We start from the raw sequence: 21,805 nt of genomic DNA on the forward strand, positions 1-21,805 counted from the left end.
AGCAGGGCGGCGATTGCTCGCCGCCCTGCTCCGATCATCCGGGTCACGTCGGCCCTCAGCTGATCGTGACGTCCACGCAGGAGTAGAACGCGTTCGCCGTATCGGCCACGTTCCACCGGGCCAGCACCGTCTGACGCCCGGTGAAGCTGCCCATGCTGACCGTGTGCGACTTCGTTGCGCCCGGCTGCGCTCCCCCGTCGTTGAACGAGGCCAGCAGCGTGTTGCCGATGAAGTACTCCCAGGTCGCGGTGGCATGCCGGGCGGTGAAGACCCAGTTGAAGGTCACCGTGCGCCCGACGCTGGCGGCCGGCCAGCCCTTGCTGGCGTCGTTGAGGACGGCGAACCGGCTGCCGCCACCGTTGCACAGCTTGGAACCCTTTGCCGCCTCGACGCTCTGCGGCTCCCAGACGATGTCGCCACAATTGGCGACCTTGCCGCTGGCGCAGTTGGCCTGGCGGCTGGGTGGGGACGAGATGTAGCCGTGCGCGCTGGCCGGTGCGATCGCCACGAACATCGAGGCGACCACTGCGGCGATGCTGAGCAGGGCAAGGGCGATCCGACGTCTCATGAAGCGCTCCTCTTCATAAGGTGCAGGCCGGGTGGGGGGACCCGGCCCGCTCGCCGCAACGTTGGGGGAAGCTGCGACGACTGTCCGCTCAACATAAGTTAAAGACTGTTAACAGTAAAGAGACGCAGCGAAGTTTTTCGATATCTGGCGACGTCCCGCCGCGGTTGCGCGGCCCTGCCTGCGCAAAGCGGCTAAGGCCAGGCCGGCCACACCATCGGCACAGGACTCATCCAGCGGCCCGATCAATAAATCATCGCCGCCACCCCCGCACGCCTGCTCGGGCAGCGCTGCGGAATCCCGGCGGTGCACCGGCGCTGGGCTTGCCGCCGACCTGATCCTCACTCAGTTGCGCAGCGGAGTCAGCGTCTGAAGGCGCTGCACCAGGGCGGTGATCTCCCGCAGCACCGCCGGGTCCCGGCGCCGGCCGGCCGTGTCGACCACCTCGTCCACCCCGTCGAGCAACGCCGCTGCCTCGTACGGATCCCCCAGCTGGGCCAAAGCCTGCGCGGCCAGCCAGTTGCAGTACGCCGGGTCCGCCCCCGCGTCGCGCAACTGCTCGACCAGCACCAGGCACAGCTTGTCGTAGCCGGAGGCCAGCACCAGCCGGGCCAGCCCGTCGGTGGCCTGCACCCATTCCGGCGTCAGCGGGAACAACTCCCGCAGCGCCTCGAACGTGTCGACCGCCGACTGCCGCTGCTCCGCCGCCGCGAAGTCGCGCCCGAGCGCCAGCAACGTCTCGGCAATCGGCTTGCGGGTGGCGTCCCCGCCCTGACGCTTCAGCTCCTCCAGCGTGACCTGCGTGAGGGCGAGGTTGCGCTCGGCCCTGCGGATCCGATCCTGGTATGTGGCGTGCCCGAGGTGGCGCATCCACAGCATCTCCCCCGGCACCGTCTCCCGGGCCGGGACGGAACCGTCCGGCCGTACGAGCTGCTCGTGCACTCGTCCCTGCCAGGCCGCGGCGTCCGGGCGGTAGAGGCGGGTCTCGAATTGCCGGTACGGCCCGGAATGGTGCTCGTCGTGCACGTCCACGAGCAGCGCGTCCGCATCGGTGCTCGCCAGCAGCTCGCGCAGCGCGGACCGGTCGGCCAGGACCCGGTGATCGGCGTCCAGGGCCAGCACCCAGCCGCCGCTCGACGCCCCGGCGGCAGCATTGCGCGCCGCGGCGAAGTCATCGGCCCAGTCCCCCCGCGTCACCACAGCCCCGAAGCGCTCGGCCACCTCAGCAGTGCCGTCGGTCGAGCCGGTGTCGTGGACCTGGACCTCGTCCACGACACCGCGCAGCGATTCCAGACAGTCGGGCAGCATCGCGGCTTCATCGCGGACGATGAGCACCGCCGTCAGGTGCAAGTCGGTCACCTTTCACCGTTCGGCCAGTTGCCGCCCGGCCTGAGCGCAGCTCACCACCAGCCGGTGCAGGTGACGTCGCCGCCGGCCGGTCTGCACCAGCCACGCCGGTGACGGGCCGGTCCGTTGAGCGGCGCTGGTGTTCCCGTGCTTGCGAGATCTTCATCCTCGCGCGCCGGAGTCTCAGGCGTTGAACAGGCGCCAGGTGCCCTCGGAGATCACTGACACCTTGCCGCCGGCCACCGACAGGGCGGTCTCGTTGTCGATGGCGTACGCCGGACCGCCGATGTCAGCGGCCCACTTCTCCGCATTGGCGATGGTGTTGTGGGCAAGGCCCTCGGAGTTCAGGTGCGGGAAGATGGAGAAGTCGACGAAGCCCAGCGTCTCGTCGCCCCCGGCCGGCGGCTGCCATTCGACGAAGAACTCCCCGATGCGGGGGGTCATCGCCATGCTGCCGGCGCTGAAGCCGACGTAGACCAGATCCGGCAGCTCGGGCAGCAGGTCCGCCAGGCCGGACTCGCGCATCCAGTGCGCCAGGTACAGCGCGTCGCCGCCGTTCACCAGCAGGACGTCGGCCTCACGCACCCAGGCGACCCAGCGCTCGCGGTCGATGCTGGGCAGCGCGGTGAGTTCCAGCAGGCCCACGGACCTCCAGCCCAGCTCGGTCATGGGATTGCCGCCCGTCCCGCTGACGAAGGCGACCGGCTTGTCAGGGCTGACATGGGGATGGCCGTATGCGGCGGTGGGGATGCACAGCGCGGTGCACCCGGCGATCGGCTTGCCGAGCAGGTCGAGCAGCGCGGCCTGGATGCTCGGGTTCGTGACCCCGGCGTCGGTGAGCAACAGCTTCATGATGGTGTCCAGCCCCCGTCCCGCCTCGCCCTCGCGAGGCGCCGCGACCAGCATAGGATCGGCGGCCGAACTCAGGAAGCGCCGGCCAGGTCGTCCAATGTGGTGCGGGCGCCCTTGCTGTGCAGCGACGCCAGCACAGACTTGTACGTCGACACGAAGCGTTCGTTGTCCGCCAGGTCCCCGAACAACTCGCGGTTCTTGATGAACGCCAGCGGGTCGTCGTGCTGGGTCCGGGCCAGCGGTACGAGGGTGTCGCGCAGGCGGTCCACCACCTCGATCGGCTGGCCCTGTTCGTCGGTGCCTTCGGCGTAGCGGGCCCACGAGGCGACCACGGCCGTCGAGCGCAGGATCTCGCCGCCGGTTTCCAGGTTCTTGCGGATCACCGGGAGCAGCCATTTGGGGATGCGGTCGGAGCTTTCCGCGCACAGCCGGGCCACGGTGTCGCGGACCTGGGCGTTGGAGAAGCGCTCGATCAGTTGGCGCTGGTAGTTGGCCAGGTCGATGCCGGGCACCGGGGCCAGCGTCGGGGTGGCCTCGCGCCGCATGTAGGCCAGCAGGAACGCGTCGAACTGCGGGTCCTGGGCGACCTCGTGCACGAGCCGGAACCCCGACAGGTAACCGAAATAGCAGAGCGCCTGGTGGCTGGCGTTCAGGAGCCGCAACTTCATCAGCTCGTACGGTTCCACGTCGGCCACCACCTGCACGCCGGCGTCCTCGAACGCCGGGCGCCCGAGCGGGAACGCGTCCTCGAGGACCCACTGGGTGAACGGCTCGCAGACCACGGGCCACGCGTCGTCGATGCCGAAGCGTTCACGGACCTGCTCGCGGTCGTCGTCGGTGGTCACCGGGGTGATCCGGTCGACCATGCTGTTGGGGAAGGCGACCTGCTCCTGCACGTACGCGCCGAGTTCCGGGTCGCGCAGGGTGGCGAAGGCCACGAAGCTGCGCTGCGCGGCGTGCCCGTTGCCCTGGATGTTGTCGCAGCTCATGATCGTGAACGGTGGCAAACCGCGGTCGCGGCGGCGGGCCAGGGCCTCGGTGATCAGCCCGAAGCTGGTCCTCGGGGCGTTGCCGGGCTGCAGGTCGTGCTGCACGTCGGGGTTGTCGGCGACGAACTCACCGGTGACGGCGTTGAAGTTGTAGCCGCCCTCGGTGACCGTCAGGCTGACAATGCGCACCTGCTCGGAGGCCATCTTCTCGATGACCGCCCCGGGGTCGTCCGGGGCGTACAGGTATTCCTTGATGGAGCCGATGACCTGCGGGGTCCACGTGCCGTCGGGCGCCTTGACCACCAGGGTGTACAACCCGTCCTGGCTGACCAGGGCGTCGCGCATGCGGGCGTCTGCGGGCATGACGCCCACGCCGCAGATGGCCCAGTCGTGGGCCTTGCCCTCGGCCATCAGACGGTCGAGGTACATCGCCTCGTGGGCCCGGTGGAAACCACCGACGCCGAAGTGCACGATGCCCGTGCGCAGACTGCTGCGGTCGTACGAGGGGATGAGGTCCTTCGGCAGGGACGCGAGATTCTGGGCAGTGAGCGGCACCATCTCGGGGGTCCTCCCAGCGCGGCTAGAGGGGGCGTGACCGCTTCAGCATCGCACCTGCACGGGCCGGTTCCCGCCTCTGAGCACCAAGAACTTTTCCGCCACCGGTCAACCCGGGCACGGCCGTGCCCGAAACGGTCACACGCCCGGCCGCCCACCGCCGCCGGACGCGTGATCTTGGCTGGTCAGGCCGGGATCGCCCGGGGCGCAACCGGTCTGGTGCTGGTCATGTGGCGCAGATACGCGGGCAGGGTGAAAAACTCCGGGCAGGTCCGCTCGGTGAGCAGCACGCTCAGCAACGTGCGGGCCTGGCCGAACCGGTGGGCGGCGTCCTCGTCCAAGGCCCCGGTCTCGGCGAGCACGTCCAGCTCCTCGCGCAGCATCCGGATGACCAGCCCGGCGGTCACCGGCACGCCGTAGTCGGTGGGCGTGGCCCTGGCGATCCACTGCCACAACTGGGTACGGCAGATCTCCGCGGTCGCCGCGTCCTCCATCAGCCCGCCCAGGGCCACCGCCCCGCGCCCGCCCAGCCACTCCGCCAGGTACCGCAGCGCCACGCTGACGTTGGTCCGCAGCGCCACCTCGGTCACCGCGATGCCGGTGGCGCGGATGTCGAGCAGCTCCTTGGCGCCCACCTGCACGTCGTCGCGCCGGCGCACGATCTGGTTCGGCTCGAAACCCAGCCACTGGTCGAACACCTCCCGGCAGGTCTCGACCAGCCCGGGGTGCGCCACCCAGCTGCCGTCGAAGCCGTCGCCGACCTCGCGCCGCTTGTCCTGGCGGACCTGGTTGAGGGCGCGCTTGGCGGCGACGGGGTCCCGGCTGGGCACCACGGCGGCCATCCCGCCGATGGCATGGGCGCCGCGACGGTGACAGGTCTGGACAAGCAGTTCCGTGTACGCCCGCATGAACGCAGCGGTCATCGTCAACTCCGCCCGTTCGGGCAGCACCGCCTCGGGCCGGTTCTTGATCATGGAGAACAGATAGTCCCAGCGACCGGCGTTGAGCCCGGCGGAATGCTCGCGCAGTTCGTACAGGATCTCGTCCATCTCGAAGGCCGCGGTGACCGTTTCGATCAGCACGGTGGCCCGGATGGTGCCGCGCGCAATGCCGAGCACCTGCTGGGCGTACACGAAAACGTCATTCCACAGCCGCGCCTCGAGGTGGCTTTCCAGCTTGGGCAGATAGAAATACGGGCCGCTGCCGCGTTCGATCTGCTTGCGCCCGCAATGGAACAGGTACATGCCGAAGTCGAACAGCGACGCCGAAACCGCCCGCCCACCGATGCGCAGATGACATTCCGGCAGATGCCAGCCGCGCGGGCGCACCATGATGGTGGGCAGGTGCTCGCCGACCCGGTATTCCCGGCCGTCCGCGGCGGTGAAGTCCAGCGTCCCGTCCAGCGCATCCCGCAGATTGCGCTGGCCGCTGACCACGTTGTCCCAGGTCGGCGACAAGGCGTCCTCGAAATCGGCCATCCACACCTTGGCCCCGGAATTCAACGCGTTGATCGTCATCTTGCGCTCGGGCGGCCCGGTGATTTCGACCCGCCGGTCAGCCAGATCCTCGGCGGGCGGGGCGACGGTCCACGACGTGTCCTCGCGAACGGCACGGGTCGAGGACAAGAAATCCCATTCCTCGGTACGGGTGGTACGACGTCGGCGCCGCCGATCCAGCACCTGCACCCGGCGGGCCCCGAACTCCCGGTCGAGCGCGACCACGAAGTCGATGGCCTCCGGGGTCAGGATGTCGTCGCAGTCCGAGGGCGCAATTGTGATTTCTTCCATCAGAACTGCTCCGCTTCCGTCGAGCCGCTCAGGGCCGTGGTCGAGCTTTGCGGGTTCAGGGCGGTGGAGACAGCATCGAAATAGCCGGTGCCAACCTCGGCTTGGTGCTTGGTCGCGGTGTAACCGTCGCTCTCGGCAGCGAATTCGGCTTCCTGCAATCTGACGTAAGCGCTCATGCCATTGCGGGCATAGCCGCGGGCGAGTTCGTACATCGCATGGTTGAGGGCGTGGAAACCGGCGAGCGTGACGAACTGGAACTTGTAACCCATCGCGCCGAGTTCCTTCTGGAACCGGGCGATCGTGGCGTCGTCGAGGTTGCGCTTCCAGTTGAACGACGGCGAGCAGTTGTAGGCCAGCATCTTGTCCGGGTGCACACTGTGGACGGCCTCGGCGAACGTCTTGGCGAACGCCAGATCCGGGGTGCCGGTTTCCACCCAGAGAAGATCCGCGTAATCGGCGTAGGCGACCCCGCGGGCGATGGCGGCTTCCGGCCCGCTGCGGACCCGGAAGAATCCCTCGGCGGTACGGTCACCGCTCAGGAACGGCCGGTCCCGCTCGTCGACATCGGTGGTGAGCAGGTCGGCGGCCAGCGCGTCGGTGCGGGCGATCACCACGCTCGGCACCCCGGCGACATCCGCGGCCAGGCGCGCCGCGTTGAGTGTACGAATGTGCTGGCTTGTCGGAACCAGAACCTTGCCCCCGAGGTGGCCGCACTTCTTCTCCGAGGCCAGTTGGTCCTCCCAGTGCACACCCGCGGCGCCGGCGGCGATCATCGCCTTCATCAGCTCGAACGCGTTGAGCGGACCGCCGAACCCGGCCTCGGCATCGGCGACAATCGGGGCGAACCAGTCCCGCTCGTGACGCCCGGCCGCGGTGTCGATCTGGTCGGCGCGCAGCAGCGCGTTGTTGATCCGGCGCACCACCGCGGGCACCGAGTTGGCCGGGTACAGGCTCTGATCCGGGTATGTGTGCCCGGACAGGTTCGCGTCCGCGGCCACCTGCCAACCCGACAGGTAGATCGCCTTGAGCCCGGCGCGGACCTGCTGCACGGCCTGGCCCCCGGTCAGCGCGCCGAGCGCGTTGACGTACTCCTCGTCGTGCAGCAACTCCCACAGCCGCTGCGCGCCGCGTTCGGCGAGGGTGTGCCGTTCCTGCAGACTGCCGCGCAGCCGCACCACATCCTGCGCGGTGTAGTCGCGCTTGACGCCGAGCCATCGTGGATCGCCGGCCCAGGCCCGGGCAATGTCGCCCGCGGTGCTGCGCTGACCCTTGGTGGTCCTGACGTCGGTCAGTTGATCAGTCATCGTCCCGCCCTTCTTTCGCTACCCGGGAAGGACTCCACTGTCGCCGCGCGGTGACCGGCCGTTGAAGGACTTTGTGAGCAGAAGAAACGTGAATCTTCTGCTAGCGTCAAAACGCATGACGGCTTCCGATGGCGGCGCAGCGGTGGACCTGGTGACGCTCGGACAGCGGCTGCGCCATTTACGCCGGTCGAAAAACGTGACGCTCGACCAGCTCAGCGCGGCAGTGGGGCGGGCGCCGTCGCAGTTGTCGCTGATCGAGAACGGTAAACGCGAGCCGAAGCTCAGTGTGCTGCAGGCGATTGCTGGAGCTCTGGGCGTACCGATGCAGGATCTTCTGCGTCCGGAACCACCCAGCCGACGGGCCGGTCTGGAAATTGAGCTCGCCCATTTCCAGCAGAATTCGGCGTATGCGGCGCTCGGCTTGCCGGCGGTCAGGGCTGGGCGGCGGTTACCGGCTGATGCTTTGGAATCGCTCATCGGATTGCACCGGGAACTGACCCGGTTGCTGACCGAGCAGAGCGCCACACCCGAGGTGGCCCGCCGGGCGAACCAGCAGTTGCGGGAACGGATGCGCGAACGCGACAACTATTACGCCGATGTCGAGCAGGCCGCGGCGAAGGTGCTGCAGGCGGTGAAACACGCGACCGGTCCGCTGTCGCAGCGCGGCATTCTCGACATCGCCGCGCACCTGGGATTCACGCTGCACTATGTGGCCGACCTGCCCGGTTCGACGCGATCGGTGACCGATCTGCGCCATCGCAGGATCTACCTTCCGCAGGTGGCCAGCGGCAAAGGTCACGACCCGCGGGCGGTGGTGCTGCAGACACTTGGGCATTTCGTGCTCGGGCACGCCGGCCCGGCGGACTACGGCGACTTCCTGCGCCAGCGCGTCGAGGCCAACTATTTCGCGGCGGCGCTGCTGATGCCCGAAAAGTTCGCGGTCAGCTTCCTGCGCGAGGCGAAAGCGGACCGGGCGCTGGCCATCGACGACTTCCGCGACGCGTTCGGCGTGTCCTACGAAACGGCGGCGCATCGCTTCACGAACCTGGCGACCCACCATTTCGGCATTCCCGTGCACTTCACTCGGGTGCACGAGAGCGGCACCGTCTACAAGGCGTACGAGAACGACAACGTCCGCTTCCCCACCGACGTCACCGGCGCCATCGAGGGCCAGCCGGTGTGCCGCAAATGGGCGTCGCGCACGGTTTTTCAGGCCTCGGACCCGTACTCGTCGTTCTACCAGTTCACCGACACCGTGAACGGTACGTACTGGTGTACGGTCCACGTCGAGTCAACGCGTTCCGGCGAGTTCTCGGTCACCGTGGGCACCCCGTACGAGCACGCGCAATGGTTCCGGGGCGGCGACACTTCCCGCCGTACCGTATCGCGCTGCCCCGACCCGTCATGCTGCCGCCGCCCACCCGCCGCGCTCGTGGAGTCCTGGGCCGGGCACGCCTGGCCCAGCGCCCGCGTCCACTCGCACCTGCTCGCCGCCCTGCCGCCCGGCACCTTCCCCGGCGTCGACGCCCAGGACGTCTACGAATTCCTGCAACGCCGCGCCGGAGCCTGAGCCGCCTGTCCCTGATGGCTGGATGGCGTGGCGGCGCTGGGCTACGCCCTGCCGGCCCACATCACCAAGCATGAAGAACTGGTGACCTCCGGCCGTACGGACGCCGGGGCTCGCACTGCCGCCGAGTCCGGCCGCTTCTTCGACGGCTTGGAGCTGATCGAACCGGGAATCGTGGCAGTCAGCGACTGGCGCCCGGCTCGCCCGCCCACCGAACGCCCCGCCGCGGCGGATGTGTCAATCTACGGTGCCGTGGGACGGCTATGAGCGTCGAATCGCAGTTCGATCAGGGAACGTGACGGCGGGTGCGGGTGCCGTGGGCGGAATTTGTCCAGTGTGGGCGTACGCGATCATTTCTATGGTCTTGTGTGGTCGCATTGAGATTTGTGGTCCGATGTTCTCACCGATACCTTTGCGCCGAAGGCTGATGGGGGTACGCGGGCTGGTGGCCATTGAGCCGAACGTCCCCATGCACCGGGTTTCATGGGCGGCGGCCTGGCGCCGGAGAGTGCAGCTGGACCTGCGCGACCGGGTTGCCGAGGACACCGGGTTGCCGTCCAGCAACACCGACTGTGTGCCCTCCTCGCTGGTGCTGTGCACGGTTGGGGAACCGGCCGCGGTGCTTGAGGAGGTTCGCCGGGTTCTGCGTCTTGGGGAGGTACTGCTTCGTGAGCACATTGCCGCCCCGGATGGGACACCGATGCGCGCGTCGACGTTCGGGCATACCGGTTGCGCAGTCCGTTCGTATCGTTCAACACCTAGATCGCGGGGGTCGCCTACGCGTGAATTGACGCAGCAAGGCGAAGCCAGCGTTATATTGAAGGCTGTGCATTACTTGTCTGCCTGTCCTCTCCGAGATCAATCAAGCGCGTTCGGCCTGTACCTCAATGGTGCGTTCTTCCTCGGCGCTGCCCTTGATGGTGATCGACTTGCGGTGGAGGGCATGGCCCCAGCGCAGCAGCACCTGCGCGAGCAGCTGGACAAGCACAACAATGGCTCTTGGTTTTCTCGGGTTGTCGCTGACGGTGACGGACGGTGGTTCACCGCCGACGACGTGTACCCCTCGGTCGTTCCGCTCTCGTTCATGAGTTACCGCGGAGATCATTACGAGCCAGGCCTCCGATCCGTTATCGCAGTCGAGGCCACGCATGGCTGGACTTGGCATCTCGAAAGCACAACCGTCGAGTTCCACGAGTCCGGCGTTGGAGTGCTGGCGCTGAGGCTGCAGGTCACCGCACCACGCAGAACTACGGTGGCAGATCGGCGAGCAGGTGTCGAGCACATGGTGAACCGGCTGATTGCGCCGTGCAACAAGCTCGTCGCTGACATTGTAAGGATATATCTTGCGGCTTGCCGCGAGATCATCCCCGGTTATGTCATGGAGGTCGCTTGGTGCCAGGATGACGGTACCGACCGAACGGCATCGAGTACCGGCATGGCCGGCCACGCAACGCCGGCGTCACTTCTGTGGTTGCACTCCACCTATTTGATCAAAGATTCCGCTACTGGCTACCGCGCCACATTGCGGTACCAGGCGTTACTACCGAGCATCTTCGAGCAACTCCAGATGCAAGGAATCACATTCCTGCCCGGCATCGGATCAAGCATCGTCATTCACCGCCCCTCGACGCCTGTAGGCCTTGTGGGTGTGGAAATGCTGTTGGAGCTGATGAATCTCCAATGGGCGCACATAGCCATCACCATGGAAGCGGACCGGACGTTGTTCCGGCGCCTCAATACATTCGCCGTCACCGGGCAGAGCGCGTCATCAACCGGACTCGAGATCGAGGCCCGCGGCGTCCTCACCCTTTACGATCGCACGCGCGTCTATCGATCTGCGCTTGACACCGTGCTGATCGACCTCGGCCGCGGCGCCAAGGATGTGTGGGACGCGATGGCCCGCGTTCAAGGGTTACCTGAGGTGCTCGACTCCATCCGCGACAAATTGGATGCTTTGCAGACGGCGTGCCACGGACAGCTCGAGCGCGCTTCAGCGCAACGGCAGCGGCGGCTCGGCGTGGCCATTGACCTGTTCACGATTTTCAGTGTCGTGGCCAGCGTTGCTACGGTCAGTACGTTCGTTCTTGACACCCAGCTTCGCATTACGACCGCTCCAAGGATCGTGATGCTAGCGGTGACACTCACGCTTATCGTGACCATCATCGGCATCACGAGGACCGGAGGTCGGCGACGATGATCGAGGACACGGCGGGCGGGACACCCTGGGTGGTTGAACTCCCCGAGCAGGCTCAGCCGTACGATGAACGGTTCATACTCGTGCACGAGGGAAAGCGCGAGGAAATCCATCTGCACGACTATGCGCGAGTGTATTCAGTCCCCGGCCTGTACGAATACGTAGTACAAGACCTTCTGCAATGCAAGTCCCCGGCAGTCGCGGTGCGCGCAACGTCAGCAGCCGCTAAGGAATTGCACCTCGACATCAAGACGCTGCGAATCCTCGATCTCGGGGCGGGCGTCGGCGTTGTCGGAGAGCTACTTCATGATGCCGGGGTGTCCGCCGTGGTGGGTTTGGACAACATCGTCGAAGCGCGAACCGCGTGTGACCGCGATCGGCCCACCGTGTACGAGGACTACATCGTCGGCGACCTCGGCCGTTCGGATTCTGCTCTGGTCGAACGGCTGGCCGCAGGGCAGTTCGAGGTGCTCATGTGTGTCGGCGCGATCGGCGGCGGTCATGTTCCCCCCGCCGCCTTCATCCAGGCGGTCAACACGCTCATCGGTGCAGCGCTCATCGTCATGACAGTGCATGAACGCTGGCTCGAAGCCGACAGCAGAGATCCCTTCTCAGCCACCCTGCACGCCATGATCAATGAGGGCTACCTTGAGGTGCTGAAGTCCTCCTCGTTCCGGCACCGCCTGGACATGGCAGGCGCCCCGATCACCTACCGTGTACTCGTCCTACGGCGCGGAGCTGCTGTACCTGCCGATCTGGCATCAAGATCGGGGGCATGACCCTCAGTACCTGGCACACAGACCTACCGGCTTAACGTCTCGAGTCAGCGCAGCAAAGCTGCCAGGTCGGCGGGGCGCACCGGGGCGACGCAGCGCAGCAACGTGCGAGCGGCCGCGATGACCAGGTCGCGGTTGTGGGTGGTGGCGAACAGGAAGCGGCGTTCGCGGTCCGGGCCGGGGTCGCCGAGGTCGCGGGCCACCAGGGCCGCCGCCTGGTACGGGCCGACGACGATGACGTTCCACTCACCGCTTAGCGGGTCGCCGGGGTCCAGGGAGGCGCCGCGCACGCCGTGGGCCGGTTCGTCGGGCAGGCCGGCGCCGAGGGCTGCCACCAGCGGGCTGCTGCGGGCGATGCGGGTGAAGCGGCGGGCGGTGGCGGCGGTGAAATGCTGGACGTCCTGGAAGCAGGCGAGCAGCACCTCGCCCTCGCCGGCCAGGGCTTCGAGGTGCCGGCTGAGCGGCATCAGTTCCGCCTTCGTGGCTTGCACGACCGGGCGACGGGCACTGACGATGCCGTACGGGGTGCCGCCCGCGGCCGGGGGCTGCGGGATGCGCGGTGACCAGGGCGCAGCCGGGTTGATGATGGGCGCCGGGCGGCCGTACCGGAAACCTTGCACGATGCTCGCGCCCATCGTGCGGGCGGTACGTTCGTGCCCGGCGGTCTCCACGCCCTCGGCCAGGACGGTCGCGCCGGTCGCCTCGGCATACGCTGCGACCGCGGCCACGACGTGCGCGGTGTACGGGTCGTCGGGCGCGTGCAGCAGGCCCATGTCGAGTTTGACCACGTCGGGGCGCACGAACGGCATGAGCGCCAGCGACATCGGGTCCGAGCCCACGTCGTCCAGGGCCACGCCCAGCCCGGCGGCACGGCTGGCGGCGGTGGCGGCGAGCAGGGCCGAGGGGTCGGCGGCGATGGCGCGTTCGGTGATCTCGGTGACGATGCGCAGCTCACGTTCGGCGCGGGCCACGATGGGGAGCAGGTCGGGCGGGCAGGGGGTACGCCAGGCGGCGGGCTCCATGTTGACGAACAACGCGACATCCAGGCCGCTGGCCAGGGCAGCCCGGTACGCGGCGGCCCGGCACACCCAGTCGAGTTCGCTGTCCCGCCCGGCGGCGCGGGCGGCGGTGAACAGCGCGACCGGGGATTCCCACGCGGTGCCGGCCGGTCCCCTGCTCAGCGCCTCGTAGCCCACGGTGACACCGGAGGCAAGATCAACCAGGGGCTGAAACACCGGGGTCACCGCGCGGGCGTCGATAACCTCGTCGATGTCACGCACTTCCGCATTATCGGCGCGCGCGAACAGGATCTGAACAAGCTGGGGACGGCATCTCTGCTGAGGGGTGCGGACTCAGTCAGTCAACTGAAGGTCCTTGCCGGTGTTTCACCGAGGGGACGCCCGCCGGGTCCGTCCAAACGGGGTATCCCGGCACTGGCCCGCGGGTCCTAGGGTCAGAGGCTGTGGGGACCGAAGAAGACATCGAGCCGGAGCCGGCCCTGGCCGCGGCGGTCGATCCGTGGGCGACCTCCAACCAGCCCACCGTGCCGCACGGCCCGGCGCCGATCTACCACCAACCCGCGGCGCCGCCCCTGGCATCGCTGGGCGAGGTGCCCACCGGGACCGCCGCCACCGAACCAGCCGCCAACCAGCCGGCGCACACCCGGATCGCGCCGGCCGAAGCGGCACCCACGGCCTGGGCTCCGCCACAGCCTCATCCCAACCCGGGCAGCCCAGCCAAGCGCGGCAACGGCAAGCTGATCGCCCTGGTCGCGGTCCTCGGCGTAGCCGTGCTGGCCGGCGCCGCCACCGTCGTCATGCTGCGCAACCGCGAGGGCTCCCCCACCGACCCGGCGGCGCCACCAGCGGCAGCCGCAGCGCAAGCTCCCACCGACACGATGCTGGTCCGCGTCGACGGCGACAACCGCTCGGACGTGTACCTGCTCACCCCGGGCAGCACGGATCGTAAGCCGATCTCCACCACCGGGGGTGACGTGCTGCCCGAGTGGTCGCATGACCGCACGCGGCTCGCCGTGACACGCAAGGCCGCCGAGGGCACCGAGATCTGGGTGCTGGACGCCGACGGTACGAACCAGAGCCGGGTACTCGGCGGCGTCAGCGGCGGCCGGGTCGCCTGGTCGGCCGACGATACGAAGCTGGCGTTCATCAAGGCCGGTCAGCTGCACGTGATCACCATCGGGGACAGCGAGCCCCGCGCACTCACCACGTCCAAGGACGCCAAGGATGACCCGTTCTGGTCCCCGGACGGCAAGGAGATCGCGTACTGGGCGCAGCGTAACGGGCGCCGCGACCTGTATGCCCTGACCGTGGCAGCGCCGCGGGAGCCCGGGCGACGGATCACTCAGGGTGACGCGGGACCGGCTGTTGACCCGGCGTGGTCACCGGATGGCCGCACGATCGCCTACACCAGGCTCACCGGGACGGGCGTCTCCGACATCTGGCTGGTCGGCGCGGATGGCAGCAACCCGCGTGCGCTCACCCACGACCCGGCCCGCGAGATGGATCCGACGTGGTCGCCGGACGGCACCTGGCTCGCGCTCACCCGTGGCCCGCTCGAACAGCCCCGGGTCGTCGCGGTCAAGGCCGACGGTAGCCAGGAGCAGGCGATCACCACCGGCACCGCGCGCGAGGGCCACCCCTGCTGGTCGTGACGACGGGCTCGGGAGCAGCAGCTCGCCCCGGCCCAGGCCCCGGACGGTGCGGACGGCGACGACGGCCCAGGCGGCGAGCAGTCCCCCGTACAGGATGACCGCGACGGCCGTGAACAGCACCGAGCCGGACCGGACGGCCACACCGCTGGCGCCGGTCACGACGGTGCCGACGGGGAAGGTGAAGCTCCACCAGGAGAGCGAGAAGGGCAGGCCGGCGCGGGCGGTGCGCACGGTGATGGCGGCCACGAGCGCCGCCCAGAACAGGGCGAAGCCCAGCGCTGGTACGCCGTACAGCAGCGCGAACACCTCGGCGCCTCCGGCGTACGGCTCGTCCAGAACTGCTTGGGCGCTGCGGCCCAGCAGATGAAAAGCGGTCACCGACTGGCCCAGCGGACCGAGCACGATCCACAGTGTGGGCACCAGGCGGGCGGCGCCGAGCGGGTGGCGTACCAGCCGGGCCCAGATCTGGGTGATCACCATGATCGCGGCGAACAGGCTGAGGCCGGCGAGCGCGTAGCAGCCCAGCAGCATCTCGCGGCCGAAGCCAACGTGGGGCACCAGCAGCGCACCGGCCGACGCGGACACCATCGCAGGCACGACCGGCAACAGCCAACCCCCGAAGGCGGCGTCCGGCTCGGCGTTCTGACCGGTGATCATTTTAAACGGTACGGCCACAGCCACCGCCAACCCGAGGGCCGTGCCAGCACCCCACAGCACCAGGTCGACACCCACCGCGGCGCTCTCACCGATCCAGTCGCGGCCCAGCAGCAGGGCACCGGTGCCGACGGTCATCAGCGCCATCGGCGGGGCGCCCCAGAACTGCACGAGCACCGGGTCATCGGAGTGGCTGGTGCCGCGCAGCGCGAACGCGGTCAGCACCGCGAGCAGCAGCGCGGCGGCGAGCGCCCAGACGACGGTGGCGGCGGTGTGCAGGCCGGGCACGGTGACCGGCAGCGTCGCCGCGGCGATGGCAACGATCCCGGTGCCCATGACGCAGGAGAACCAGTTGGGTCCGAACATGCTGTTGATCGTGGCGCCGCTCCGGGGCTCCCGGTAGCCGGTGATCTGAGTAGTGGTCATAGGCTTGGGTTATGCCTCTGCCGCCGGTGTTCGCCGACCTTACCGGCTTCGACCTGCTGCTCAGCGTCGCCCGGCTGGGCAGCGTGGGCCGGGCAGCGGCCGAGCACACCGTGAGCCAACCGGCCGCAAGTGCCCGGCTGCGCGAGCTGGAACGACGGCTCGGGTTGACGCTGCTGCACCGCACGCCGCGCGGGTCGACGCTGACCGGGACCGGGGCGCTGGTCGCGGACTGGGCGCGGGCGGCGGTGGACGCTGCCGACGCGCTGGCCACCGGGGTTGCCGCGTTGCGCGAGACCCGGGAGAGCCGGTTGGCCGTGGCGGCGAGCCAGACGGTTGCCGAATACCTGCTGCCGACCTGGCTGGTGGGGTTGCGAACCGCGCAGCCGGGGCTGACGGTGACGCTGCGCGCGGCGAACTCGGCCGACGTGGCGGCTGCGGTGCTGGCCCAGCAGGTCGAGCTCGGGTTCGTGGAGGGTCCGGACGTGCCACCCGGGTTGCACGCCGAGGTGGTGGCGACCGACCGGCTCGTGGTGGTGGTAGCGCCCGCACACCCGTGGGCCAAGCGCCGCCGAGGGGTCAGTGCCGAGGAACTGGCCGGTACACCCCTGGTGTCCCGCGAGGCCGGATCCGGGACGCGGCGCGCGTTCGAGCAGGCGCTGGGCGGGCGGACCACGGCTCCGCTGCTGGAGTTGTCGTCGACCACGGCGATCAAGCACGCGGTGGCCGCCGGTTCCGGGGCGGCGGCGGTGCTCAGCTCACTCGCGGTCAGCGCCGAACTGGCCGCGGGCACGCTGGTCGCGGTGGCTTCGGCCGTACCGTTGCAGCGGCGGCTACGGGCGGTCTGGCCGGTTTCCGACCAGCTCATCGGGCCTGCACGCGACTTGTACGCGATCGCCCGGCGTCACCGGTGATCGCCGAATTACCGGCCGGCGGCAAAACGCGGCCGGTGCCGGATTCCGGACAGGACGATCACCGGGGCACCATGTTTGGGTGAGCGGGTGCTGACGCGTCGTGTGTGGATTGTTGCCCTGGCCCTGCTGCTCGCCCCCTTTGCCGCCATCGAACCGGCTCCGGCGGCCCCCCTTGCCAACGCGCTGGTCAACTTCCAGCCTGCCGGGTCGGTGGTTCCGGCCAGCTGGACCGCTGACACCGGCGCTGCGTACACGGCGGCGCGCGGCTACGGCTGGGTGGCCCAGGGCACGCAGACACCCCTGGATCTGACGCGCAACACCCGAGACCGGGGCCGGGCGGGCATCGACCCGCGGCTCAACACGCTGATCCACCTGCAGTACGGCGATGTCGGCGGCACAAGCGGAGTGGCGACGCCGGGCGCGTGGGAACTCGCCGTACCGAGCGGCAGCTATCACGTCACCGTGTCGGTGGGCGATCAGCCGGCGTACGACAGTGCCCACACCATCCGGGCCGAGGGCGTGACGGCGATCTCGCGGTTCGTGTCCACGGCGGCGGCCGAGTTCCGCAGCGCCACCGTCACCGTGCCGGTCACCGACGGACGGCTGACCCTCGACGCGATCGGGGGCACCAACACCAAGCTGAATCATGTACGGGTCACGCCCGCGTTCGCGCTGAACGTCAACTTCTCCGACGCGGCAACCACGCCACCGGCCGGCTATGTGCGTGACTCCGGTGACGCGTACACCGATGCGCGCGGATACGGCTGGGTGCGCACCGGCACCTCGACCCCGTTGAACCTCACCAGCAACGGGCGCAACCGCAACCCGGCTGCCGGGCAACCCGACGTGCGGCTGGCCACGCTCATGCACCTGCAGCTCCCGGCTGGCACGAGTGGATCGTGGGAGGTGGCCGTGCCGAACGGGTCGTACACGGTGACGGTGGCGGTCGGGGACGCGGGGACGGCCGTGGACAGCAACCATTGGCTGAGCATCGAGAACCAGAACGCGGTCGCGGCGTTCGTGCCCACCGCGGGCGGCAAGCACCGCACGGCCACGCGGACGGTCACGGTCGGCGATGGACGGCTGACGCTGAGCCCGGCCGGGGGCACGAACACCAAGCTGAACTATGTGGACATCGCCAGCGTCGCGGACGGGACTACGCCTGCGGTGCGGACGAGCACGCCGGGCAACGGGGCTGTGGACGTACCGGTGAACAGTAGTGTGGTTGAAGATCTGATCCTGCCCGATGGTGGGGTGGACGCGGCAACGCTGAGCAGTTCGACCGTCACTCTGACCCGGATCAGCGACGGCTCGCGGGTGCCGGCCACGGTGCTCACGAGCGGCGGCGGCGACGTGGTGAACCTGTCCCCCACCTCGGCGCTCGCGGGCAGCACATCGTACCGTTTCGATCTGACGTCCGGTGTTCGAGACGTGCGCGGCCGGGCCTTCCAGCCCTTCTCCCTGGTCTTCACGACCGGCAGCGCGGGTGGTCCCGCCGCGAGCGTAGCCTTCGACAAGGTGGCCGGCGTCGCGTCGGGGGCGTCCTTCACGACGGTGGTCATGGGCCCCGACGGATTTCTGTACGCCGGCAGCCTCGACGGTCGCATCTTCCGCTACCCCATCGCCGCCGATGGCACCCTGGGCACCGCCACCGTCATTACTGCGGTGCGCGACAACGCGGCGGCTCTCGGCTTGCCCGGCGCCCCGGCCCGCACGATCATCGGCATGGCCTTCGACCCGTCCGGCTCGCTGTGGGTGACCGACAACTACGAGTTCGTGGGGCCGCTCAACGTGCCGGATTGGTCCGGGCGGATCGGGAAGATCAGCGGCGGCGTCTATACCCCGGTGGTCGTGAACTTGCCGCGATTCGGTGAAGGACCACGAGACCAATTCGCTGGCCTTCGGCCCGGATGGAGCCCTGTATGTGTCGCAGGGGGCCAACAACGCGATGGGTGGCGTGGATGCGACGTGGGGCAACCGCCCGGAACAGCTGCTGAGCGCCGCGATCCTGCGCCTCGACGTGGGTGCGCTGGGGACTACGCCGCTGGACGTCAGGACCGGGACCTATGACCCGTACGCCCCCACGGCACCGTTGACCTTGTACGCCACCGGGGTGCGCAACGCGTTCGACCTGGTGTGGCACCGCAACGGACACCTGTATGCCCCGACCAACGGCTCGGCCGCGGGCGGCAACACCCCGTCGACGCCGGCACCGCTGCCCGCCTCGTGTACGCGGCGCGGCTACACGGGTCCTTCGGTGCCCGCGCTGACTTCGGTACCTACGGCGGAGACCGACTACGTGTTCGACGTGAAGCAGGGACGCTATTACGGGCACCCGAATCCGCTGCGCTGCGAGTGGGTGCTGGCGGGCGGGAACCCCAGTGGGGGCTTGGATCCGTACGAGGTGAGCGCCTATCCGGTCGGCACCCAGCCGGACCCCGCCTTCGACCTGGCCGGAACGTATGACGCCGGGCTGCATGCCTCTGCGAACGGGGCGATCGAGTACCGGGGTGGGGCGCTGGACGGGAAGCTGCTGGTGGTTCGCTACTCGTCGGGTCAGGACATCGAGACGTTCGACGTGGCTGCGAGTGGGGCGCTGAGCAACCGGAGCACGGGGATCGCTGGGTTTACGGGGTTCAGTCAGCCGCTGGACGTCACTGAGGACGTTGCCACCGGGAACTTGTACGTGACCGAGCTGGGCGCGAACCGGATCACGCTGCTGCGGCCGCGCCCCTGACCTCAATCGGCCCGAGGCTCTTCGTGCAGCGTCAATCGAGGGGCAGCGCGGGCGGCCGGCTTTGAGTACCCTGACGCGGCTCCTACATCGCTACAACGTTCGAGGTGAGCTCGTGTCCCAGCCCTATGGTGCCCCCAACGAATTCGGTGCTGCGCCCAACCAGTTCGGTGCCGCCCCGAACGCAGCGCCGGCCTCTGCTCCGGGCGCCGCGGTTCCTGCGCAGGCTGCGGGATACGAGCAAGGCGGCGGATACGGGCAAGGCGCCTACGGCCAAGGGCAGGGCGCCCACAGCCAGGCCGCCTACGGCCAGGCCGCCTACGGCCGGGCCCCCGCCGCCGTACCGGTGCAGAACGGGCCCGGGTACGGCCCGGTGCAGGGCTCTTCTGCGTACGGGGAAATGTCCGTGACTGCCTGTCGCATGTGCGGGAGTGTTCCGGCCGCCCCGGCCACCTTCCGCGGCCACCGCGGCTTCATTGTGGTCATGCAGTTTCTCAGCGCCGAAGGGCCGTTCTGCCGGGACTGCGGCCTGGCCACCTTCCGCAGCATGACCTCGCGCACGCTGGTGCAGGGCTGGTACGGCTACGCTTCCTTCATCATCACGCCGATCACCGTGCTGATCAACCTGTTCCGGCGGGGCAAGGTCGCCCATCTGGCCCCGCCTCAGCCCAACCCGTACGGTCCCAGCCGGCCGCCGATGGATCCGGGGGCGCGGTTGCTCATGCGGCCGATGACCATCATCGGGCTCGCTGTTCCGTTCGCCCTGGTCATTCTGCTGATCGTGGCGATCAGCCAAAGTTCATAAATGTAATACGAGGGTTTCCCCTCTTTCTGTCGATCAGTATCGATCCTTAGGGTCGCTGCGAGCCCGCCCGCATCCCCCGGGCGGGGAAGGAGTTCGCAGATGTCCCGATCCCCCTTCGTCGTCGCGCTGGGGACCGCCGCCGTGGTCACCGCCGCAATGACGGCCGGACCCGCGCACGCCGCACCGTCGGCGCCGCCCTCCGGCCCCGCCCTCGCCGCCAGCAAGGTTTCCGCGCTGGTCGCCTCCCGCCCGGCCTACCTGCACGCGGGCACCAACGAGGCGTTCCAGCAGCAGCAGGTCATCTCCTCGGCCGGGCTGCAGTTCGTACCGTATGAGCGTTCTTACCAGGGGTTGCACGTCGAGGGCGGCGACTTTGTCGTGGCCACCGACTCGGCCGGTCAGGTCCAGTACACCTCGGTGGCGCAGAGCAAGCCGCTCGGCGAGCTGTCCACCAGCCCGAGCGTGTCCGGCGCAGTCGCGCTGACCACCGCCGAGAAGCAGCTCACCAGGGTCAGCGGCAACGAGGGCACCGCGCTCGTCGTGCTCGCCGAGGACGGCGCTGCACCCAAGCTGGCCTGGCAGGTCACGGTGCTGGGCACCGGCGCCGAGGGACCGAGCCGGCTCACCGTCGATGTTGACGCGCAGACGGGCAAGGTTCTCAAGACCACCCAGCACGTCACCGACGTCACCGGTACGGGCACGGGCTGGATCAACGGCTCGGTCAGCCTGAACACGACGCTGTCCGGGTCGACGTACTCGCTGAAGGACCCGACGGTCACCAACCTCAGCTGTCAGGACGCCTCGACCCGGGCCACGTTCACCGGTCCGGACAACGTGTGGGGCAACGGCACCGGCACGAACAAGGAAACCGGCTGCGTCGACGCGCTCTACGTGGCACAGAAGCAGACCGCGATGCTGTCGTCGTGGCTGGGCCGTAATGCCCAGAACGGCACCGGTGGCGCGTGGCCGATCCGGGTGGGCCTGAACGACCAGAACGCCTACTACGACGGCACCCAGGTGCAGATCGGCAAGAACACCGCCGGGCGCTGGATCTCCTCGGCCGACGTCGTGGGGCACGAACTGGGTCACGGTATCGACGACAAGACCCCCGGTGGCATCTCGAAGAGTGGCACCCAGGAGTTCGTCGCGGACACGTTCGGCGCGGCCACCGAGTGGTACGCCAACAACCCCAACGACCCGCCGGACTATCAGGTCGGCGAGGAAGTCAACCTCGTCGGCAGCGGCCCGATCCGCTACATGTACAACCCGTCGCTGGCCGGGGACTCCAACTGCTACTCCGGCAGCACCCCCGGCTCCGAGGTGCACGCCGCCGCCGGTCCCGGCAACCACTGGTTCTACCTGCTCGCCCAGGGCTCCAGCGGCAACGGCCAGCCCGCCAGCTCCACGTGCAACGGCAGCACGGTCACCGGCGTCGGCATCCAGACCGCCATCAAGGTCATGTACAACGCGATGCTGCTCAAGACCTCCAGCTCGTCGTATCTGAAGTACCGCGTCTGGACTTTGCAGGCCGCCAAGGCGCTCACCCCGGGCACCTGCACCACCTTCAACGCGGTCAAGGCCGCCTGGACCGCCGTCAGCGTGCCCGCCCAGAGCGGCGAGCCCACCTGCTGAGGTCAGGCCAGTAAACGCGGGGGCGGTCCGGAAGGG

General features: G+C 68.8%; 16 protein-coding genes and 1 pseudogene. 9 read left to right on the plus strand and 8 right to left on the minus strand.

The genetic code is table 11. The features are described from left to right. Nucleotides 1-61 precede the first annotated feature (61 nt). The 6 genes and pseudogenes from TFC3_RS29100 to aceA all read right to left on the minus strand — a co-directional run. Nucleotides 62-568 (minus strand): annotated as a pseudogene (locus tag TFC3_RS29100) (lytic polysaccharide monooxygenase auxiliary activity family 9 protein); the annotation flags it as partial. Nucleotides 569-910: 342 nt separating this feature from the next. Then, nucleotides 911-1,924: a glycosyltransferase gene (locus TFC3_RS29105; protein WP_067508482.1), complete on the minus strand. Its 1,014-nt coding sequence runs from the start codon at nucleotides 1,922-1,924 to the stop codon at nucleotides 911-913. A gap of 171 nt (nucleotides 1,925-2,095) precedes the next feature. Beyond that, nucleotides 2,096-2,764 carry a Type 1 glutamine amidotransferase-like domain-containing protein gene (locus tag TFC3_RS29110; RefSeq protein WP_067509802.1) on the minus strand — a complete coding sequence of 223 codons (669 nt, stop codon included), beginning with the start codon at nucleotides 2,762-2,764 and terminating at the stop codon, nucleotides 2,096-2,098. Between the two features lie 71 nt (nucleotides 2,765-2,835). Beyond that, on the minus strand, nucleotides 2,836-4,311 hold the full coding sequence (locus tag TFC3_RS29115) for a mannitol dehydrogenase family protein (RefSeq protein WP_082772593.1): 1,476 nt from the start codon (nucleotides 4,309-4,311) through the stop codon (nucleotides 2,836-2,838). Between the two features lie 182 nt (nucleotides 4,312-4,493). Continuing rightward, complete coding sequence (aceB, locus tag TFC3_RS29120) at nucleotides 4,494-6,095, minus strand: malate synthase A (RefSeq protein WP_067508484.1); 1,602 nt, start codon at nucleotides 6,093-6,095, stop codon at nucleotides 4,494-4,496. Beyond that, entirely contained in the window at nucleotides 6,095-7,399 is a 1,305-nt protein-coding gene (gene aceA, locus TFC3_RS29125; RefSeq protein ID WP_067508486.1) for an isocitrate lyase, read from the minus strand. Before aceA ends, aceB begins: the two co-directional genes overlap by 1 nt. Nucleotides 7,400-7,514: 115 nt before the next feature. Here aceA and TFC3_RS29130 point away from each other — a divergent pair, with 115 nt between their 5' ends. The 4 genes from TFC3_RS29130 (at nucleotide 7,515) to TFC3_RS29145 (ending at nucleotide 11,939) form a co-directional block, all read left to right on the plus strand. Continuing rightward, complete coding sequence (locus TFC3_RS29130) at nucleotides 7,515-8,969, plus strand: XRE family transcriptional regulator (protein ID WP_067508488.1); 1,455 nt, start codon at nucleotides 7,515-7,517, stop codon at nucleotides 8,967-8,969. Between the two features lie 27 nt (nucleotides 8,970-8,996). Beyond that, nucleotides 8,997-9,233: an SAM-dependent methyltransferase gene (locus TFC3_RS29135; protein ID WP_067508490.1), complete on the plus strand. Its 237-nt coding sequence runs from the start codon at nucleotides 8,997-8,999 to the stop codon at nucleotides 9,231-9,233. Nucleotides 9,234-9,411: 178 nt separating this feature from the next. Continuing rightward, nucleotides 9,412-11,163: a methyltransferase domain-containing protein gene (locus tag TFC3_RS36375; RefSeq protein ID WP_161952698.1), complete on the plus strand. Its 1,752-nt coding sequence runs from the start codon at nucleotides 9,412-9,414 to the stop codon at nucleotides 11,161-11,163. Beyond that, the gene (locus tag TFC3_RS29145) at nucleotides 11,160-11,939 is read left to right on the plus strand and encodes a hypothetical protein (RefSeq protein WP_082772596.1); all 780 of its coding nucleotides are present in this window, start codon (nucleotides 11,160-11,162) and stop codon (nucleotides 11,937-11,939) included. Before TFC3_RS36375 ends, TFC3_RS29145 begins: the two co-directional genes overlap by 4 nt. Nucleotides 11,940-11,983: 44 nt before the next feature. Here TFC3_RS29145 and TFC3_RS29150 read toward each other — a convergent pair whose 3' ends face one another. Then, nucleotides 11,984-13,216, minus strand: coding sequence for an EAL domain-containing protein (locus TFC3_RS29150; RefSeq protein ID WP_067508492.1), 1,233 nt, complete (start codon nucleotides 13,214-13,216; stop codon nucleotides 11,984-11,986). A 1,118-nt stretch (nucleotides 13,217-14,334) separates the two neighbouring features. Continuing rightward, nucleotides 14,335-15,687 (minus strand): TDT family transporter, encoded by a 1,353-nt coding sequence (locus TFC3_RS39705; RefSeq protein WP_067508495.1) that lies wholly within the window; start codon nucleotides 15,685-15,687, stop codon nucleotides 14,335-14,337. Between the two features lie 11 nt (nucleotides 15,688-15,698). Between TFC3_RS39705 and TFC3_RS29165 the strand changes: the two genes are divergently transcribed. The 5 genes from TFC3_RS29165 (at nucleotide 15,699) to TFC3_RS29180 (ending at nucleotide 21,769) form a co-directional block, all read left to right on the plus strand. Next, complete coding sequence (locus tag TFC3_RS29165; protein ID WP_067508497.1) at nucleotides 15,699-16,598, plus strand: LysR family transcriptional regulator; 900 nt, start codon at nucleotides 15,699-15,701, stop codon at nucleotides 16,596-16,598. Between the two features lie 87 nt (nucleotides 16,599-16,685). Next, the gene (locus TFC3_RS29170) at nucleotides 16,686-18,668 is read left to right on the plus strand and encodes an Ig-like domain-containing protein (RefSeq protein WP_236718504.1); all 1,983 of its coding nucleotides are present in this window, start codon (nucleotides 16,686-16,688) and stop codon (nucleotides 18,666-18,668) included. After that, the gene (locus TFC3_RS39710; protein ID WP_236718505.1) at nucleotides 18,556-19,335 is read left to right on the plus strand and encodes a hypothetical protein; all 780 of its coding nucleotides are present in this window, start codon (nucleotides 18,556-18,558) and stop codon (nucleotides 19,333-19,335) included. The genes TFC3_RS29170 and TFC3_RS39710 overlap by 113 nt, the downstream gene beginning before the upstream one ends. Before the next feature lie 112 nt (nucleotides 19,336-19,447). Beyond that, entirely contained in the window at nucleotides 19,448-20,137 is a 690-nt protein-coding gene (locus TFC3_RS29175) for a hypothetical protein (protein ID WP_067508498.1), read from the plus strand. 99 nt (nucleotides 20,138-20,236) lie between these two features. Then, entirely contained in the window at nucleotides 20,237-21,769 is a 1,533-nt protein-coding gene (locus tag TFC3_RS29180; protein ID WP_067508500.1) for a M4 family metallopeptidase, read from the plus strand. Nucleotides 21,770-21,805: the final 36 nt, after the last annotated feature.

The organism is Actinoplanes sp. TFC3, assembly GCF_001553785.1.
Lineage (GTDB): Bacteria > Actinomycetota > Actinomycetes > Mycobacteriales > Micromonosporaceae > Actinoplanes.

Bases quoted from the DNA above. Each gene is read 5' to 3' on its own strand.
- TFC3_RS29110 (WP_067509802.1), bottom strand. From the start codon at position 2,764: ATGAAGCTGTTGCTCACCGACGCCGGGGTCACGAACCCGAGCATCCAG.
- TFC3_RS29115 (WP_082772593.1), bottom strand. From the start codon at position 4,311: ATGGTGCCGCTCACTGCCCAGAATCTCGCGTCCCTGCCGAAGGACCTC.
- aceB (WP_067508484.1), bottom strand. From the start codon at position 6,095: ATGGAAGAAATCACAATTGCGCCCTCGGACTGCGACGACATCCTGACC.
- aceA (WP_067508486.1), bottom strand. From the start codon at position 7,399: ATGACTGATCAACTGACCGACGTCAGGACCACCAAGGGTCAGCGCAGC.
- TFC3_RS29130 (WP_067508488.1), top strand. From the start codon at position 7,515: ATGACGGCTTCCGATGGCGGCGCAGCGGTGGACCTGGTGACGCTCGGA.
- TFC3_RS29145 (WP_082772596.1), top strand. From the start codon at position 11,160: ATGATCGAGGACACGGCGGGCGGGACACCCTGGGTGGTTGAACTCCCC.
- TFC3_RS39705 (WP_067508495.1), bottom strand. From the start codon at position 15,687: ATGACCACTACTCAGATCACCGGCTACCGGGAGCCCCGGAGCGGCGCC.
- TFC3_RS29165 (WP_067508497.1), top strand. From the start codon at position 15,699: ATGCCTCTGCCGCCGGTGTTCGCCGACCTTACCGGCTTCGACCTGCTG.
- TFC3_RS29180 (WP_067508500.1), top strand. From the start codon at position 20,237: ATGTCCCGATCCCCCTTCGTCGTCGCGCTGGGGACCGCCGCCGTGGTC.